Source organism: Citrobacter sp. CK206, assembly GCF_030333125.1.
GTDB classification, from domain to species: domain Bacteria; phylum Pseudomonadota; class Gammaproteobacteria; order Enterobacterales; family Enterobacteriaceae; genus Citrobacter_B; species Citrobacter_B koseri.
Map to the genome: position 1 here is coordinate 56,286 of NZ_JAOWGM010000022.1, position 15,649 is coordinate 71,934.

The 15,649-nt window shown below is 53.6% G+C and carries 15 protein-coding genes; 3 read left to right on the top strand and 12 right to left on the bottom strand.

Features of this window, described 5'->3' with window-relative positions:
- Positions 1–13: 13 nt before the first annotated feature.
- The 8 genes from rffG to trxA form a co-directional block, all read right to left on the bottom strand.
- Positions 14–1,081: a dTDP-glucose 4,6-dehydratase gene (rffG, locus tag OGX81_RS06525; RefSeq protein ID WP_049009044.1), complete on the bottom strand. Its 1,068-nt coding sequence runs from the start codon at positions 1,079–1,081 to the stop codon at positions 14–16.
- Positions 1,081–2,343 carry a UDP-N-acetyl-D-mannosamine dehydrogenase gene (gene wecC / locus OGX81_RS06530; protein ID WP_104867965.1) on the bottom strand — a complete coding sequence of 421 codons (1,263 nt, stop codon included), beginning with the start codon at positions 2,341–2,343 and terminating at the stop codon, positions 1,081–1,083. The genes rffG and wecC overlap by 1 nt, the downstream gene beginning before the upstream one ends.
- On the bottom strand, positions 2,340–3,470 hold the full coding sequence (gene wecB / locus OGX81_RS06535) for a non-hydrolyzing UDP-N-acetylglucosamine 2-epimerase (RefSeq protein ID WP_012131136.1): 1,131 nt from the start codon (positions 3,468–3,470) through the stop codon (positions 2,340–2,342). Before wecB ends, wecC begins: the two co-directional genes overlap by 4 nt.
- Positions 3,471–3,525: 55 nt before the next feature.
- A complete protein-coding gene (gene wzzE / locus OGX81_RS06540; RefSeq protein WP_049009048.1) occupies positions 3,526–4,572 on the bottom strand; it encodes an ECA polysaccharide chain length modulation protein in 1,047 nt (348 codons plus the stop codon).
- A gap of 12 nt (positions 4,573–4,584) precedes the next feature.
- On the bottom strand, positions 4,585–5,715 hold the full coding sequence (wecA, locus tag OGX81_RS06545; RefSeq protein ID WP_012131134.1) for a UDP-N-acetylglucosamine--undecaprenyl-phosphate N-acetylglucosaminephosphotransferase: 1,131 nt from the start codon (positions 5,713–5,715) through the stop codon (positions 4,585–4,587).
- Between the two features lie 202 nt (positions 5,716–5,917).
- Positions 5,918–7,177: a transcription termination factor Rho gene (rho, locus tag OGX81_RS06550; protein WP_002437993.1), complete on the bottom strand. Its 1,260-nt coding sequence runs from the start codon at positions 7,175–7,177 to the stop codon at positions 5,918–5,920.
- 78 nt (positions 7,178–7,255) lie between these two features.
- Complete coding sequence (locus OGX81_RS06555) at positions 7,256–7,348, bottom strand: rho operon leader peptide (protein WP_223849128.1); 93 nt, start codon at positions 7,346–7,348, stop codon at positions 7,256–7,258.
- A gap of 169 nt (positions 7,349–7,517) precedes the next feature.
- The gene (gene trxA, locus OGX81_RS06560; RefSeq protein ID WP_001280776.1) at positions 7,518–7,847 is read right to left on the bottom strand and encodes a thioredoxin TrxA; all 330 of its coding nucleotides are present in this window, start codon (positions 7,845–7,847) and stop codon (positions 7,518–7,520) included.
- 143 nt (positions 7,848–7,990) lie between these two features.
- On the opposite strand from trxA, the gene rhlB reads away from it, so the two are divergent.
- Together rhlB and gppA are read left to right on the top strand one after the other, a co-directional pair.
- The gene (gene rhlB / locus OGX81_RS06565; RefSeq protein ID WP_012131132.1) at positions 7,991–9,256 is read left to right on the top strand and encodes an ATP-dependent RNA helicase RhlB; all 1,266 of its coding nucleotides are present in this window, start codon (positions 7,991–7,993) and stop codon (positions 9,254–9,256) included.
- Positions 9,257–9,264: 8 nt separating this feature from the next.
- The gene (gene gppA / locus OGX81_RS06570; protein ID WP_104867966.1) at positions 9,265–10,749 is read left to right on the top strand and encodes a guanosine-5'-triphosphate,3'-diphosphate diphosphatase; all 1,485 of its coding nucleotides are present in this window, start codon (positions 9,265–9,267) and stop codon (positions 10,747–10,749) included.
- A gap of 47 nt (positions 10,750–10,796) precedes the next feature.
- On the opposite strand, the gene rep is transcribed toward gppA, so the two are convergent.
- The 4 genes from rep to OGX81_RS06590 all read right to left on the bottom strand — a co-directional run bounded on the left by rep (position 10,797) and on the right by OGX81_RS06590 (position 15,119).
- A complete protein-coding gene (gene rep / locus OGX81_RS06575; protein WP_104867967.1) occupies positions 10,797–12,818 on the bottom strand; it encodes a DNA helicase Rep in 2,022 nt (673 codons plus the stop codon).
- 99 nt (positions 12,819–12,917) lie between these two features.
- Complete coding sequence (gene pnuC, locus OGX81_RS06580; RefSeq protein WP_104867968.1) at positions 12,918–13,646, bottom strand: nicotinamide riboside transporter PnuC; 729 nt, start codon at positions 13,644–13,646, stop codon at positions 12,918–12,920.
- Positions 13,646–14,389, bottom strand: coding sequence for a nucleoside phosphorylase (locus OGX81_RS06585; RefSeq protein ID WP_104867969.1), 744 nt, complete (start codon positions 14,387–14,389; stop codon positions 13,646–13,648). The genes pnuC and OGX81_RS06585 overlap by 1 nt, the downstream gene beginning before the upstream one ends.
- Positions 14,390–14,417: 28 nt before the next feature.
- On the bottom strand, positions 14,418–15,119 hold the full coding sequence (locus tag OGX81_RS06590; protein WP_104867970.1) for a Crp/Fnr family transcriptional regulator: 702 nt from the start codon (positions 15,117–15,119) through the stop codon (positions 14,418–14,420).
- 194 nt (positions 15,120–15,313) lie between these two features.
- Between OGX81_RS06590 and ppiC the strand changes: the two genes are divergently transcribed.
- Entirely contained in the window at positions 15,314–15,595 is a 282-nt protein-coding gene (ppiC, locus tag OGX81_RS06595; protein ID WP_001140251.1) for a peptidylprolyl isomerase PpiC, read from the top strand.
- Positions 15,596–15,649: the final 54 nt, after the last annotated feature.

Consider the following 15,649-nt stretch of genomic DNA (forward strand, 5'->3'; position numbering starts at 1 on the left):
TCCTCCTCCGGGTTTAGCCCTTCAGACCTAAACGTTCACCCTGATAGCTGCCATCCTGCACGGGCTTCCACCAGGCCTCATTCGCCAGATACCACTGCACGGTTTTCCGCATTCCGCTTTCAAAGGTTTCCTGCGGCGTCCAGCCAAGTTCACGCGCAATTTTCGCTGCGTCGATGGCATAGCGTAAATCATGGCCTGGACGGTCATCCACAAAAGCGATCAGGGAGCGATAATGCGCCACGCCCTGCGGTTTTTGTGGCGCAAGTTCTTCCAGCAGATCGCAAATCGTTTCCACAACCTCCAGATTCTTACGCTCATTATGGCCGCCAATGTTATATGTCTCCCCCACTTCGCCCGCCGTCAGCACGCGATACAGCGCCCTGGCGTGATCTTCAACGTACAGCCAGTCGCGGATCTGTTGTCCATTGCCATACACCGGCAGCGGTTTACCCGCCAGCGCGTTCAGGATCATCAATGGGATCAGCTTTTCCGGGAAGTGGTAAGGGCCGTAATTATTGGAACAGTTAGTGACCAGCGTCGGCAGACCATAGGTGCGCAACCACGCGCGCACCAGGTGATCGCTGCTGGCTTTCGAGGCGGAATAAGGACTGCTCGGCGCATACGGCGTGGTCTCAGTAAAGAAATCATCCGTGGAATGCAGATCGCCATACACCTCGTCAGTGGAGATATGGTGGAAACGAAACGCTGATTTTTTCTCATCATTGAGCGTCGCCCAGTAAGTCCGGGCCGCTTCCAGCAGCGTGTAGGTTCCCACGATATTGGTTTCAATAAACGCAGCCGGGCCGTCGATAGACCGGTCAACGTGGCTTTCCGCCGCCAGATGCATCACGTAATCCGGCTGGTACTGCTGAAAAACGCGGTCCAGCGATGCCCGATCGCAGATATCCACTTTCTCAAAGGCAAAGCGCTCATGCTGTGCAACTGGCGCCAGCGACATCAGGTTTCCGGCGTAGGTGAGCTTATCCACCACCACCACGGCGTCGGGGGTTTCATCAATGATGTGGCGCACAACGGCAGAGCCGATAAATCCCGCGCCGCCAGTGACCAGAATCCGTTTCATCAGCGCCAGACTCCTTTCGTATCCACAATGTAGCGTTGCCGCACGGCGTCGCCGTTAATCGCTTTAAACGGATGATGGTCAACCAACATGACCAGCACATCCGCTTCCGCCAGCGCATTTTCCAGCGTGGCTAACGTGCAGCGACCTTCCAGTTTTTTCGGCAACTGATGAATATTAGGCTCTACCACCAGCGTTTCACCGGCATGCCAGTGCGCAATCTCCTGCGCAATGCCCATCGCCGGGCTTTCACGCAGATCGTCAATATTCGGTTTAAACGCCAGACCAAAGCAGGCGATTTTGATGTCGCTGGCGCGCTTATTCGTTGCCGTCAGGCAGTCCGCCACTGCGGCTTTCACCTGCGCCACCACCCAGTGTGGTTTACCGTCGTTCACTTCACGCGCGGTACGGATCAGCCGCGCCTGCTGCGGGTTTTGCGCCACGATAAACCACGGATCGACGGCGATGCAGTGGCCGCCCACGCCCGGCCCAGGCTGGAGAATATTCACGCGCGGATGACGATTCGCCAGACGAATCAGTTCCCAGACGTTAATCCCCTGATCGGCGCAAATCAGCGACAGCTCGTTCGCAAAGGCGATATTGACGTCACGGAAGCTGTTTTCCGTGAGCTTACACATTTCGGCGGTGCGGGAATTAGTCACCACACACTCGCCTTCAAGGAAAATCTTGTACAACTCGCTGGCACGCGCGGAACATACTGGCGTCATGCCGCCAATCACGCGATCATTCTTGATGAGCTCCACCATGACCTGACCTGGCAATACGCGCTCCGGGCAGTAGGCAATGTTCACATCAGCCTGTTCCCCCGCCAGCTGCGGGAAAGTCAGATCCGGGCGCATTTCCGCCAGCCATGCGGCCATTTGTTCTGTCGCGCCCACCGGCGAGGTGGATTCGAGGATGACCAGCGCGCCTTTTTTCAATACGGGAGCAATAGATTTTGCGGCCGCTTCGACATAAACCATATCGGGGTCGTGATCGCCCTTGAACGGCGTCGGCACGGCGATCAAGTACGCGTCGGCTGCTACCGGCGTTGTCGTGGCCCGGAGGAATCCGCCTTCAACCGCAGTTTTCACGACGCTATCCAGATCCGGCTCAACAATATGGATGGCTCCACGGTTGATGGTGTCCACCGCCTGCTGATTGATATCCACGCCAATAACGTGCTTTTGGCGAGAAGCAAAGGCCGCAGCCGTCGGCAACCCGATGTATCCCAGCCCAATAACAGAAATGGTCGTAAAACTCATAGCGATACCCGATTATTTTTTAACGCGTGTAAAATGCGGCCGCACGCCTGTCCGTCGCCATAAGGATTATGGGCGCGGCTCATGGTTTGATATTCATTTTCGTCGTGCAGCAAACGTGTGACTTCTTCCACAATACGGTGTGAATCGGTTCCCACCAGACGCACCGTGCCAGCGGTAACGGCTTCTGGCCGTTCCGTCATTTCGCGCATAACCAACACCGGTTTGCCTAATGACGGCGCCTCTTCCTGAATCCCGCCGGAATCGGTAAGGATCAGCCAGGCGTGGTTCATCAGCCAGACAAACGGCAGGTAATCCTGCGGCTCAATCAGTATCACATTTTCAACATGACCCAGGATGCGGTTAACCGGTTCGCTGACGTTGGGGTTCAGGTGAACCGGATACACAATTTGTACATCCTGATTGGTAGCGGCTATCTCCGCCAGCGCATGACAGATTTGCTCAAACCCCCGGCCAAAGCTCTCACGGCGATGTCCGGTCACCAGGATCATTTTTTTATCGTCACACAGGAAAGGATACCGCTTTGCCAGTTCGGCACGTAGCGTATCGCTGGCCAGTACGCGATCGCGCACCCAGATCAGCGCATCAATCACGGTATTGCCGGTGACAAAGATGTGGTTATCAGGGATCTGTTCCCGCAGTAAATTCTGCCGTGAATTCTCCGTCGGCGCAAAATGGTACATCGCCAGGCGACCGGTCAGGGTGCGGTTCGCCTCTTCAGGCCAGGGGGAGTAGAGATCGCCGGTTCGCAGCCCGGCCTCTACATGACCGACAGGAATACGCTGGTAGAAAGCCGCCAGACTGGTGGCGAGAGTGGTTGTCGTATCGCCATGCACCAATACGACATCAGGTTTAAAATCGGCAAGAATCGGTTTTAATCCTTCCAGGATTCGACAGGTAATCTCTGTCAGCCCCTGACCCGGCTGCATAATATTGAGATCGTAGTCAGGCACAATAGAAAAGAGATTCAAAACCTGATCGAGCATCTCCCGATGCTGCGCAGTAACGCAGACTTTTGCCTCAAAATGAGGGTCCTTTGCCAGCGCATGAACCAGAGGCGCCATCTTAATGGCCTCCGGTCGCGTGCCAAATACAGTCAGTACTTTCACATCGATTCTCTTCGAATAGGCAGTGAAGGCCTAACCCCTCACTGCTGAGATGTTGCTAAATCGCGCGACGGCGGGTTAATGCGACGCCAGCCCCGATCAGCGCCCCAACAATGCCCCACATAACCATCAGGAAAGCACGGCGCGGGCTATCGCGTTTTACCGGTTCTTCCGGCGTGCGCAAATAACGATAGGTCTGGAAACGCGGGTCCAGCGTCGGCCCCACGTTCAGCGTATTCAACATGGCCCGGTTTTGATCATAGTCCAGATCGAATGCCGGACCGACAGCCTGAAGGTTTTCAAGACGCGCTTGTAGCATAGGGCGGCCAAGCAAAAACAGCTCAGAGTCGGGTAATTCATCGGCAGGAACATCGGTCGCCGTACGAGAAATATTATGCTGCTCGGCAATTTTGAGCGCCTGTTCAATGCTATGAACACGACGAGAGAAAATGCTTTTCGCCACCTCTTCCTGGCGTTTAACCTGCGCTTTCATCTGGATAGTCCGCGCGGCCCATGCGCCTTTTAACTCATCATTCAGATGGCTCGCCGCACGCTGGCTGGCAAACGCCACATACTGGCGAAGCAGGTTGTTGGCATCGGGCGCCGTTTCCGCAATCAGCTTCACGCTATCATTGGTGTTGCGAGTGAAATCGCCTGGCGTGAACTGAATGTTATTGATCATTTCATCCAGCATCGCGGCATCGGCTTTGCTGTTGCCGACCATGCGCTGCTTGTAATAATCGGTCTGTAGCCAGAAATCGCGACGCGTATCCCAGGACGCCAGTTGCATGACGAACTCTTTATACGCTTCATCCATTACCGAAGGCTGATCGGCCGGCGCGAGGCTGGCTTTGATATCAAGGTTGCGCAAAAACTGCTGTTGGGAGTAATAGCCGCCCAGCATATTGACGGTGGGGCGGTCGGAAATCGCCGTTGCGCTCCACTCCTGACGGGCAAAAAACGTATACGCTAACGCAATCAGCGCAAAAGCCAGCCCTGTTCCCACAATCCATAGCTTCCCAGCCCACAAGGTACGAAACAACCCACGAATATCCAGTTCATTTTCAGCGCTCACGGCGTGTGCCCCCGGTAATGGTTGTGTCATCGCATCCTCAATTTACTTGGTTATCGTTGGATTGTTATCACGGTTTCTGCGTAGTCTGCGCTTCACGCGCTTAATAAATCGCGCCACCTTCCAGGCACGCTTAATGCAGTAACCGTAAAGGAAGAATGCTAGCAAAAAGAGCACCAACATGACCCATTCTGGAACAAAATGGGAATATTCTGCGGCAACGCCAATGGAAGCCAGAATCGCAGCGGCGAGCGTAATGAGAACAAATGCCTGTCGGGAAGTAAACCCTGCACGCATGATCAAATGATGAATATGCTGGCGATCGGGAGAAAAGGGGCTCATGCCCTTACGCAGGCGACGATACATAATCGCCACCATGTCCATTAATGGAATCGCAATAATCCACAGCGCAGTAACCGGGCTGATAGGATGCGTTTTACCCTGCGTGGTTTCCAGCAGGATCCAGATAACCGTGAAGCCAATCAGCGTACTGCCCGCATCGCCCATAAAGACTTTATAACGACGCCCCAGAACACCAAGGTTTAACATGATATAGGGCAGAATCGCGGCGATCATGGCGAAACACCATACCGCCAGACTCGTCTGCCCATCAAACCACAGAATCAGCCCCATTGCGGCAAATGAGACGCTGGACAGCCCGCCAAGTAAGCCATCAATACCATCAACCATATTGAAAGCATTGATCGCCGCCCAGACGGCAAAGAGCGTGAGGAAATAGCCAAAGGGGCCGAGCACCAATTCCCAGGGACCGAAAATATACCCCAGGCTACTGAGATGGAGTTTCCCTATCACCATCATGACAACAGCAATAGCGGCCTGTACCACAGCGCGAATTTTCACGCTAATGTCAAAACGATCATCCAATGCGCCGACCAAAACCAGCACACCAGCAGAAAAAAGGTATAACGATGCGTGCGGAATATAGTAATCCGAGAGAGCAAACATAAAGCTGATTCCTGCGAACACAGAAATCCCGCCAACCAAAGGAACCACCCCCTGGTGCCGTTTACGAAAATTGGGTTTATCCACTAAACCTATCTTGATGGCTACTTTTCGCGCAAGAAAAATAAAAATGGTTGTGAATAAAAAAATACTGATTAGCTCAGATAAAGCAGCGAGTAAATTCACAGTGTATGTGCTCTCAGCATATATCATTTCCTTAAAGTATAATGCGTTACGTCTGTCTCTAGAAGAGAGCATTCAGAACATTACACTTTCGACCACTCGTAGTTTATACAGCCCACAGCAATTCCACATAATGAATGTGATGATGACTTGTTTATTTGACTAACAGATCAGATAAATCGCAAAAGAAAAACGCCACGTAAAAACGTGGCGTTTTCGGTATCAGCCGGACTTACGAGCGCTTCATCATGTCAAAGAAGTCGTCGTTGGTCTTGGTCATTGCCAGCTTGTTAATGAGGAATTCCATCGCGTCAATTTCACCCATCGGATGGATGATTTTGCGCAGGATCCACATTTTCTGTAGCTCTTCCTGAGTGGTGAGCAGCTCTTCTTTACGCGTACCGGAACGGTTGTAGTCGATAGCCGGGAAGACGCGTTTTTCAGCGATCTTACGGGAGAGGTGCAGCTCCATGTTGCCGGTGCCTTTAAACTCTTCGTAGATCACTTCATCCATCTTAGAACCGGTGTCGATCAGCGCCGTTGCGATGATGGTCAGGCTGCCGCCCTCTTCCACGTTACGCGCCGCGCCGAAGAAACGCTTCGGACGGTGCAGGGCGTTGGCGTCCACACCACCGGTCAGGACTTTACCGGAAGCCGGAACCACGGTGTTGTAGGCGCGAGCCAGACGAGTGATGGAGTCGAGCAGAATGATGACGTCTTTTTTGTGTTCAACCAGACGCTTCGCCTTCTCGATTACCATTTCAGCAACCTGAACGTGACGGGATGCCGGTTCGTCGAAGGTGGAAGCAACCACTTCGCCTTTTACCAGACGCTGCATTTCGGTCACTTCTTCTGGACGTTCGTCGATCAGCAGCACCATCAGTACACAGTCAGGATGGTTGTAAGCAATGCTCTGCGCGATGTTCTGCAACAGCATAGTTTTACCCGCTTTCGGCGGTGCGACGATCAGACCACGCTGACCACGACCAATCGGGGAAGCCAGATCCAGTACGCGAGCCGTTAAATCTTCAGTAGAACCGTTACCACGTTCCATACGCAGACGTGAGTTCGCGTGCAGCGGCGTTAAGTTCTCAAAGAGGATTTTATTACGGGCGTTTTCAGGTTTGTCGTAGTTAACTTCGTTAACTTTCAACAGCGCAAAGTAACGTTCGCCTTCTTTTGGCGGGCGAATCTTACCAGAAATGGTGTCACCAGTGCGGAGGTTGAAACGGCGGATTTGGCTGGGAGAAACGTAGATGTCATCAGGACCGGCGAGGTAGGAGCTGTCTGCAGAGCGGAGGAAACCAAATCCATCCTGCAATATCTCCAGCACACCGTCACCAAAGATATCTTCGCCACTCTTTGCGTGCTGCTTCAGGATGGCAAAAATAATGTCCTGCTTGCGCATACGAGCCAGGTTTTCCAGCCCCATATTTTCGCCGAGAGTGATCAGCTCAGAAACCGGCGTATTCTTTAATTCGGTAAGATTCATAATGGTGTGAGTTCTTAAACTTGGGGTAAATCTCGAACTTAATGTTGTGAATGGTATGGCAGGATCATCCATGCCTGTTTACGGCCACCAACTCATGTCTGTTCGCTGTCTGGTCACAGGAAAGTACACAGAACTGAAACGACAAGACGGATTGAGTGACAAGCCAGGAATCTGTTCACTTCTCGCGCGAGAAAAAACGGGAAGCGTTGGAAAAAACAAGACTCAAACTTAATAAGGTATGTTTAATACGAAGTCAACACTAAGTTAGCACGACTCAAGCCGGGCGTCCAGTCATCCGAATAATTTAGGATGCTGGTCACCCGAACATGAAACTTCCGTCTTACGCCAGGTTGGCGTCGAGGAACTCTTTCAGCTGACCTTTGGACAGTGCGCCCACTTTGGTTGCTGCGACTTCACCGTTTTTGAACAACAGCAGGGTCGGGATGCCACGGATACCATACTTCGGCGCGGTGCCTGGGTTTTGGTCGATGTTCAGTTTAGCAACCGTCAATTTGCCCTGATATTCGTCAGCGATTTCATCCAGAATCGGGGCGATCATTTTGCACGGTCCGCACCACTCTGCCCAGAAATCAACGAGGATAGCCCCGTCCGCTTTGAGTACATCCGTGTCAAAACTGTCGTCAGTCAGGTGAATAATTTTATCGCTCATAATAACTCCACAGGAATAAGCCTGGTGTGTTGGTTTCGCCTTCATCAACGACGTGTTGATGTCGCATTAACCAACTAAAGGTTGACTTTATTTCACCGGATACGCTTTCGTAAAGCAATAGTAAGCTGATATTCTACCACACTATGAGCAAAACACATTTAACAGAACAGAAGTTTTCCGACTTCGCCCTGCACCCAAAGGTGATAGAAGCCCTTGAAAATAAAGGGTTTCATAATTGTACGCCCATTCAGGCATTGGCCCTCCCGCTAACGCTGGCGGGTCGTGATGTCGCAGGGCAGGCGCAAACCGGAACCGGAAAAACGATGGCGTTCCTGACGTCTTCGTTTCATTATCTTCTCTCTCATCCCGCGATTGACGATCGCAAGGTGAACCAGCCGCGCGCCTTAATTATGGCGCCGACGCGTGAGTTGGCCGTGCAGATCCACGCCGATGCGGAACCGCTGGCGCAGACTACCGGCCTGAAATTAGGCCTGGCCTACGGCGGTGACGGCTACGACAAACAGCTGAAAGTGCTGGAAAGCGGCGTCGATATTCTGATCGGCACCACGGGTCGTCTGATCGACTACGCGAAACAAAACCACATTAACCTCGGCGCCATTCAGGTCGTCGTATTGGATGAAGCCGATCGCATGTACGATCTGGGCTTTATTAAAGACATCCGCTGGCTGTTCCGCCGCATGCCGCCGGCCAATCAGCGTCTGAACATGCTGTTCTCCGCAACCCTCTCTTACCGTGTTCGCGAACTGGCGTTCGAGCAGATGAACAACGCCGAATATGTTGAAGTGGAACCGGAACAAAAGACAGGCCACCGTATTAAAGAAGAGCTCTTCTACCCTTCTAACGAAGAGAAGATGCGTTTGCTGCAAACGCTGATCGAAGAAGAGTGGCCGGATCGCGCCATTGTTTTCGCCAATACCAAGCACCGCTGCGAAGACATCTGGGGGCATCTGGCAGCTGACGGTCATCGTGTCGGCCTGTTGACCGGCGACGTTGCGCAGAAAAAACGTCTGCGTATCCTCGACGAGTTTACCCGTGGCGATCTCGATATCCTCGTCGCAACCGACGTTGCCGCGCGCGGTCTGCACATTCCGGCCGTAACGCACGTCTTTAACTATGACCTGCCGGATGATTGCGAAGACTACGTTCACCGTATCGGACGTACGGGTCGCGCAGGAGCGAGCGGTCACTCTATCAGCCTGGCCTGTGAAGAGTACGCGCTGAACCTGCCCGCTATTGAGGCTTATATTGGTCACTCTATCCCGGTCAGCAAATATAACCCGGAAGCGCTGATGACCAATTTGCCGAAGCCGTTGCGCCTGACGCGCTCGCGCCCAGGCAATGGACCGCGTCGCACCGGCGCGCCGCGTAATCGTCGTCGTTCAGGTTAACGTAATATATGCTCACTTCCACTTCGCTGTATGCCGCAATTGATCTCGGTTCCAATAGTTTTCATATGCTGGTTGTACGCGAGGTGGCTGGAAGCATCCAGACGCTCACGCGAATTAAGCGCAAGGTGCGTCTGGCTGCGGGCCTGAACAGTGATAATTCGCTTTCCGCTGAAGCGATGGAGCGCGGCTGGCAATGTCTGCGCCTTTTCGCTGAACGCCTACAGGATATTCCTCAACCGCAAATCTGCGTCGTCGCCACGGCAACGCTGCGTCTCGCCGTCAATGCGAGCGAGTTTATTGCCAAAGCGCAGGAGATCCTCGGTTGCCCTGTCCAGGTCATTAGCGGCGAAGAAGAAGCGCGGCTGATTTATCAGGGTGTTGCCCATACCACCGGCGGCGCCGATCAGCGTCTGGTGGTCGATATTGGCGGCGCCAGCACCGAACTGGTCACCGGAACCGGCGCACAAACCACCTCTCTGTTTAGCCTGTCAATGGGCTGCGTCACCTGGCTTGAACGCTACTTTACCGATCGCAATCTGGCGCAAGAAAACTTCGATGAAGCGGAAAAAGCCGCGCGTGAAGTGCTGCGTCCGGTCGCCGATGAGCTACGCAAGCATGGCTGGAAAGTCTGCGTAGGCGCGTCTGGCACCGTCCAGGCGTTGCAGGAAATCATGATGGCGCAGGGCATGGATGAGCGCATCACATTGGCGAAACTTCAACAGCTGAAGCAACGCGCAATTCATTGCGGCCGTCTGGAAGAGCTGGAAATTGAAGGGTTAACGCTGGAACGCGCGCTGGTATTCCCCAGCGGTCTGGCCATTCTGATCGCGATTTTCACCGAACTGGACATCCAGTGTATGACGCTTGCGGGCGGAGCGCTGCGCGAAGGGTTGGTGTATGGCATGCTGCATCTGGCGGTGGATCAGGATATTCGCAGCCGCACGCTGCGTAACATTCAGCGTCGGTTTATGGTCGATACCGAACAGGCGCATCGCGTAGCGGATCTGGCGGTAAACTTTCTCGATCAGGTGGAAGATAAGTGGCATCTTGAGCCGATCAGTCGCGAACTCCTGACCAGTGCCTGTCAGCTGCATGAAATCGGCCTGAGCGTTGATTTTAAACAGGCGCCGCAGCACGCGGCTTATCTGGTGCGTAATCTGGATTTACCGGGATTCACCCCCGCGCAAAAGAAGCTGTTAGCCACCCTGTTGTTAAATCAGACCAACCCGATCGACCTCTCTTCCCTCCACCAGCAGAATGCGGTGCCGCCGCGCGTCGCTGAACATCTTTGTCGCCTGTTGCGTCTGGCGATCATTTTTGCCAGCCGTCGCCGTGACGATCTGGTGCCACAAATTACGTTGCAGGCGCAGGATGAGAATCTGACGTTAACCTTGCCGCAAGGGTGGCTGGAGCATCACCCGCTGGGTAAAGAGTTGATCGATCAGGAAAGCCAGTGGCAAAGCTATGTCCACTGGCCTTTGGACGTTCATTAGATGCTGGCTGCCGGATGGCGCTTACGCTTATCCGGCCTGGAAAATACCTACTTCGCTTTTGCTTTCGCCATCATGGCGCGGATATTGGCTATGCTGGCCTGCCCTTTCTGCATCCGCTCCTCGGCCGTTACCACTTTACGCTCCTGCTCCCAGATAAGATCGTCCTGCGGCAGTTCCAGCAAAAAGCGGCTTGGTTCCGGGCGCACCAGTTCGCCGTACTGACGACGCTCTTTGCACAGCGTGAAGATCAGCTCTTTCTGCGCGCGGGTGATCCCCACATAGGCCAGACGGCGCTCCTCATCGATATTGTCTTCGTCAATGCTGCTCTGGTGCGGCAGGAATCCTTCTTCCATCCCCACCATAAACACGTACGGGAACTCCAGCCCTTTCGAGGCATGCAGCGTCATGAGCTGTACCTGATCCAACTCTTCTTCACTTTCACCACGCTCCATCATGTCGCGCAGCGTAAAGCGCGTCACCACCTGGGTGAGCGTCATGGGTTCGTCAAGTTCGTTACCTTCAAGCATTTCGGTCATCCAGCTAAACAACTGGTTGACGTTCTTCATGCGCATTTCCGCCGCTTTTGGGCTCGGCGAGGTCTCATACAACCAGGATTCGTAATCAATACCGTGGATGAGATCGCGCACGGCGGCAATCGGTTCACGCTCCGCCAGACGCTGAATTTCCCCCAGCCAATGGGTGAAGCGGGTCAGTGAATCATAGCCGCGCCCGGTCAGCGTCTGGTTCAGCCCCACATCAAAACTGGCGGTAAACAGACTCTTGTTGCGCGTCATCGCCCATTCGCCCAGCTTTTGCAGCGTGGCCGGGCCGATTTCTCGTTTTGGCGTATTCACAATCCGCAGGAAAGCGCTGTCATCATCCGGGTTGGTCAATACGCGCAGATAGGCCAGCAGGTCTTTAATCTCCGGGCGGGAGAAGAACGACGTGCCGCCAGAAATTTTGTAGGGGATACGGTTCTGCATAAGGAATTTTTCAAACACCCGCGACTGGTGGTTCCCGCGATACAGAATGGCGTAATCCTTGTATTCAGTCTTATTCACAAAGTGATGGGCAATCAGCTCGCCAGTAACGCGTTCGGCCTCGTGTTCTTCATTGTTCGCGCTCAGCACCTTGAGTTCCGCGCCATAGCCCAGTTCAGAAAAGAGGCGTTTTTCAAAGACGTGAGGGTTATTGGCAATCAGGATATTCGCCGCTTTCAGAATGCGCCCGGAGGAACGATAGTTCTGCTCCAGCTTGATCACCTGTAGCGCCGGGAAATCCTTACTCAACAACACCAGGTTTTGCGGACGCGCGCCGCGCCAGGAGTAGATCGACTGGTCATCATCACCCACCACCGTAAAGCGCGCGCGGCTTCCCACCAGCAGTTTCACCAGTTCATACTGACTGGTGTTGGTATCCTGGTATTCATCCACCAGCAGATAGCGAATCCTGTTCTGCCAGCGCTCACGCACCTCTTCATTACGCTGTAGCAGCAGCGTCGGCAATAGAATCAGGTCGTCAAAATCGAGCACATTGCAGGCCTTCAGATGTGCATCGTACAGACCATAACAGTGAGCGAAGATACGGTCGCGCTCCCCTTTTGCGCTTGCCGCCGCCTGAGTGGGCGTCATCAGATCGTTTTTCCAGTTAGAGATCGTCGAGATCAGCTGTTGCAAGATAACTTTGTCATCTTCAATCAGACCGTCAGTCAGCTCTTTCAGCAATGCGACCTGATCGGTATCGTCAAACAGCGAAAAGTTCGATTTCATCCCCAACGCCGCATATTCACGTTTGATGATATCCAGCCCCAGCGTATGGAAAGTGGAGATCATCAGCCCGCGCGCCTCTTTACGCCCCAGCGTTTGCCCGACACGCTCTTTCATTTCACGCGCCGCTTTATTGGTAAAGGTCACTGCCGCAATATGGCGCGCCTGATAGCCGCAACCACGAATCAGATGGGCGATTTTATTGGTAATAACGCGAGTCTTACCAGAACCTGCGCCCGCCAGCACCAGGCAGGGACCGGTGACGAATTCGACAGCGTGTTGTTGGCCGGGGTTTAAACGCATGGGAATATTGCTCAATCTTCGAACGGGGGAAGGATTGTAGCAGAAAGCAGGGCCGAGGGAGTAACAGGCTGCCCTTTCAGACAGCCTGGAAAGCGTTAATCAGGAGGTGCTGGCGGCAAGCGGCGTATAGCCGTTACGTTTTGCGCTCAGGACCCAGCTGTACGATCCCATAATCGCAATCGCCGTTAGCAGGACATACTCCAGCGACATCGCATAGACGCCCTGTACCGCGTAAATCACCACGCTAATGACGTCGATAAGCACCCACAGCAGCCAGTTTTCCACATATTTGCGGGTCATCAGCACCATCGCCGCGATCGACAACACCAGCATGGTGGAATCCCAGAACGGGAACGCGTCTGGCTGTAGCTCTGGCATCGCCACCTGAACTCCTACCGTTTGCAGCATCCCGAGCATAATATGGGTCAGCATGGCGAACACCGGGTCGATAAACCGCGTCATCAGCAGGATGGCGACAATACACACACCACTCAGCACCAGCGTTTGCTGGCGGGAGAGCCAGCGCACCTTCAGCGCTGCCTCTTGCGCCTCATTCTGACGGCTCCACGCATACCAGCCATAGATATTGGCGGCAAAGAAGAACACCTGAAGCAACAGGCTGGCATATAGCTGAATCTGGAAAAAGATCGCGGCAAACAGGGTGACATTAATCAGACCAAACAGGTAATTGATGATTTTTTCCCGGCTGGCGCACCAGATGCACAATAAACCAAAGACCGTGCCGATAGCCTCAATCCACGACAGCGCATACCCGCCTTCGCCGAGAGGAATGTTGACCATCACGTTGTTAATACTGAAAAAGTCCATCATTGCTCTCCTTGCTGGCTATCGAAATAAATGGCCTGTAGCGCCAGGGAAATCTGACGTTCTTCACCCTGCAGGCACAGCGTTTCCTGTTGAACATAATCATTAATACTGCTGTCCAGACAGCCGTTGTGGGCAACGACCACGTTCAGCAACGACGCCGTACGCAGCCCACGTAATGCGCCGACCACCATCAGCGCCGCCGTTTCCATATCCGCCCCGAGAATGCCGCGCGCTGACCATTCCGCATCCAGTTCAGCTTCACGATCGGTATAAAAGCTGTCGTGGCTGCGCACCAGTCCGCAAATCGCAGAAATGTTCATCTGCTTCGCCTGCTGGATCAACGTGGCGATAAGCTGCGGGTCTGCGCAGGCCGGATAGCAGGCTGGCGCGTAGGTTTTGCTGGTGCCGTCATCGGCGACCGCACCGTTGGCGATAATCAGATCGCCCAGCGCCAGCGTATCCTGCAATGCCCCACAGCTACCGATGCGAATCAGCGTGTCTACGCCAATCTGCCGTAACTCTTCAATGGCAATGGCCGTTGATGGCCCGCCGATTCCCGTCGACAGCACCAGAATCTCAATCCCTTTATATGTGCCGCGCGCCGCCCGAAATTCCCGGTTTTGCCCCAGTATCTCAGGGTTATCAAGAAAGTGGGTGATCCTGTCCACCCGCTCAGGATCGCCGGGCAATAGCGCATACCGCGCACCGGTCATGCTATTGCTTAATCGAATATGGGGTTGCATCTTCTGTCTCCTTACTGTGCTGAGGGACTCAGATCTCCGCCTCCTGTTTCAGTTTTTCAGGGGCTAATAAGACGATCCGCTCACCGTCGGTATCAATAATTTTCAGCGATTTCAGATCGTGCAAAATACGGTTGATACTGCGCGTCGTCGCCGCAAATTCCTGACTGAGATTTTGTTTATCCAGCAAAATCGTGGTCGATTCATCATGTTGATATCGCTGCCATAATGCCTGGCAAACCCGTTGATACAGCGAGTACAAATTGTCGCTGCTGGCCTTTTTCGACAACTGATAATATTGCTGGCTGAAAAAGCGCAGCATCCGCTGGTTAAAATGGTTATCCAGCGCCAGCCAGCGATGAAAATCCGCCTGCGGCAGGCTTAACAACTGAACGCTGCCAACCGCCATCACCGAACAGATGTAATGCCGCGACTCAAAAATCTCCAGCTCGCCCAGCATGTCGCCTTTGCGGTAATGTGCCTGCCGATAACGGCGCCCGTCTTCAGCTTCGTAAAAGACATCCACCTCACCGGAAACAATCAGCGAGAATTGCCGACAAATGTCACCCTGACGGCAAATCAGCGCTCCGCGAGGTATTTCCTCAACGCGCCAGCACTGCATGATGTCCAGCGGGCAATATTTGAGCAGCTCATACAGCTGCGGATCGCGTACGATTTGGGTTAGCCCCGTCAGCCAGTCGCCTGAAAATTCTGCGTTTTTCATTGAGCTCATGTTATCTCTCTCCTGAGATGGAAAGACAGGACGGCTGTCCTGTTGCAGAGGGAATATGTCTGATAAAAGTGTCGTTCATCTCCCGGTTCATTAAACCCGGCGGGACATCTGTCCTGCGATGGCGAAGAGTATATGTCCGACGCCCTAAGGAATGATAAAGTGGCGGGCAACCTTTGAGACATGAGAGCGAAATAATGGCGAAAACCGCAGCAGCACTGCATATCCTGGTAAAAGAAGAGAAGCTGGCGCTGGATCTTCTGGAACAAATCAAGAATGGCGCCGACTTTGGCAAACTGGCGAAAAAGCACTCTATCTGCCCGTCAGGCAAAAGAGGCGGTGACTTAGGTGAGTTTCGTCAAGGCCAGATGGTTCCGGCATTCGACAAAGTGGTCTTCTCCTGCCCGGTGCTGGAGCCAACCGGCCCACTGCACACTCAGTTCGGATACCACATCATTAAGGTGCTGTATCGCAACTAATAAAAAGCCCGGTGAGTATAAACACCGGGCTTTTTTGCCGGGTGGCGCTAACGC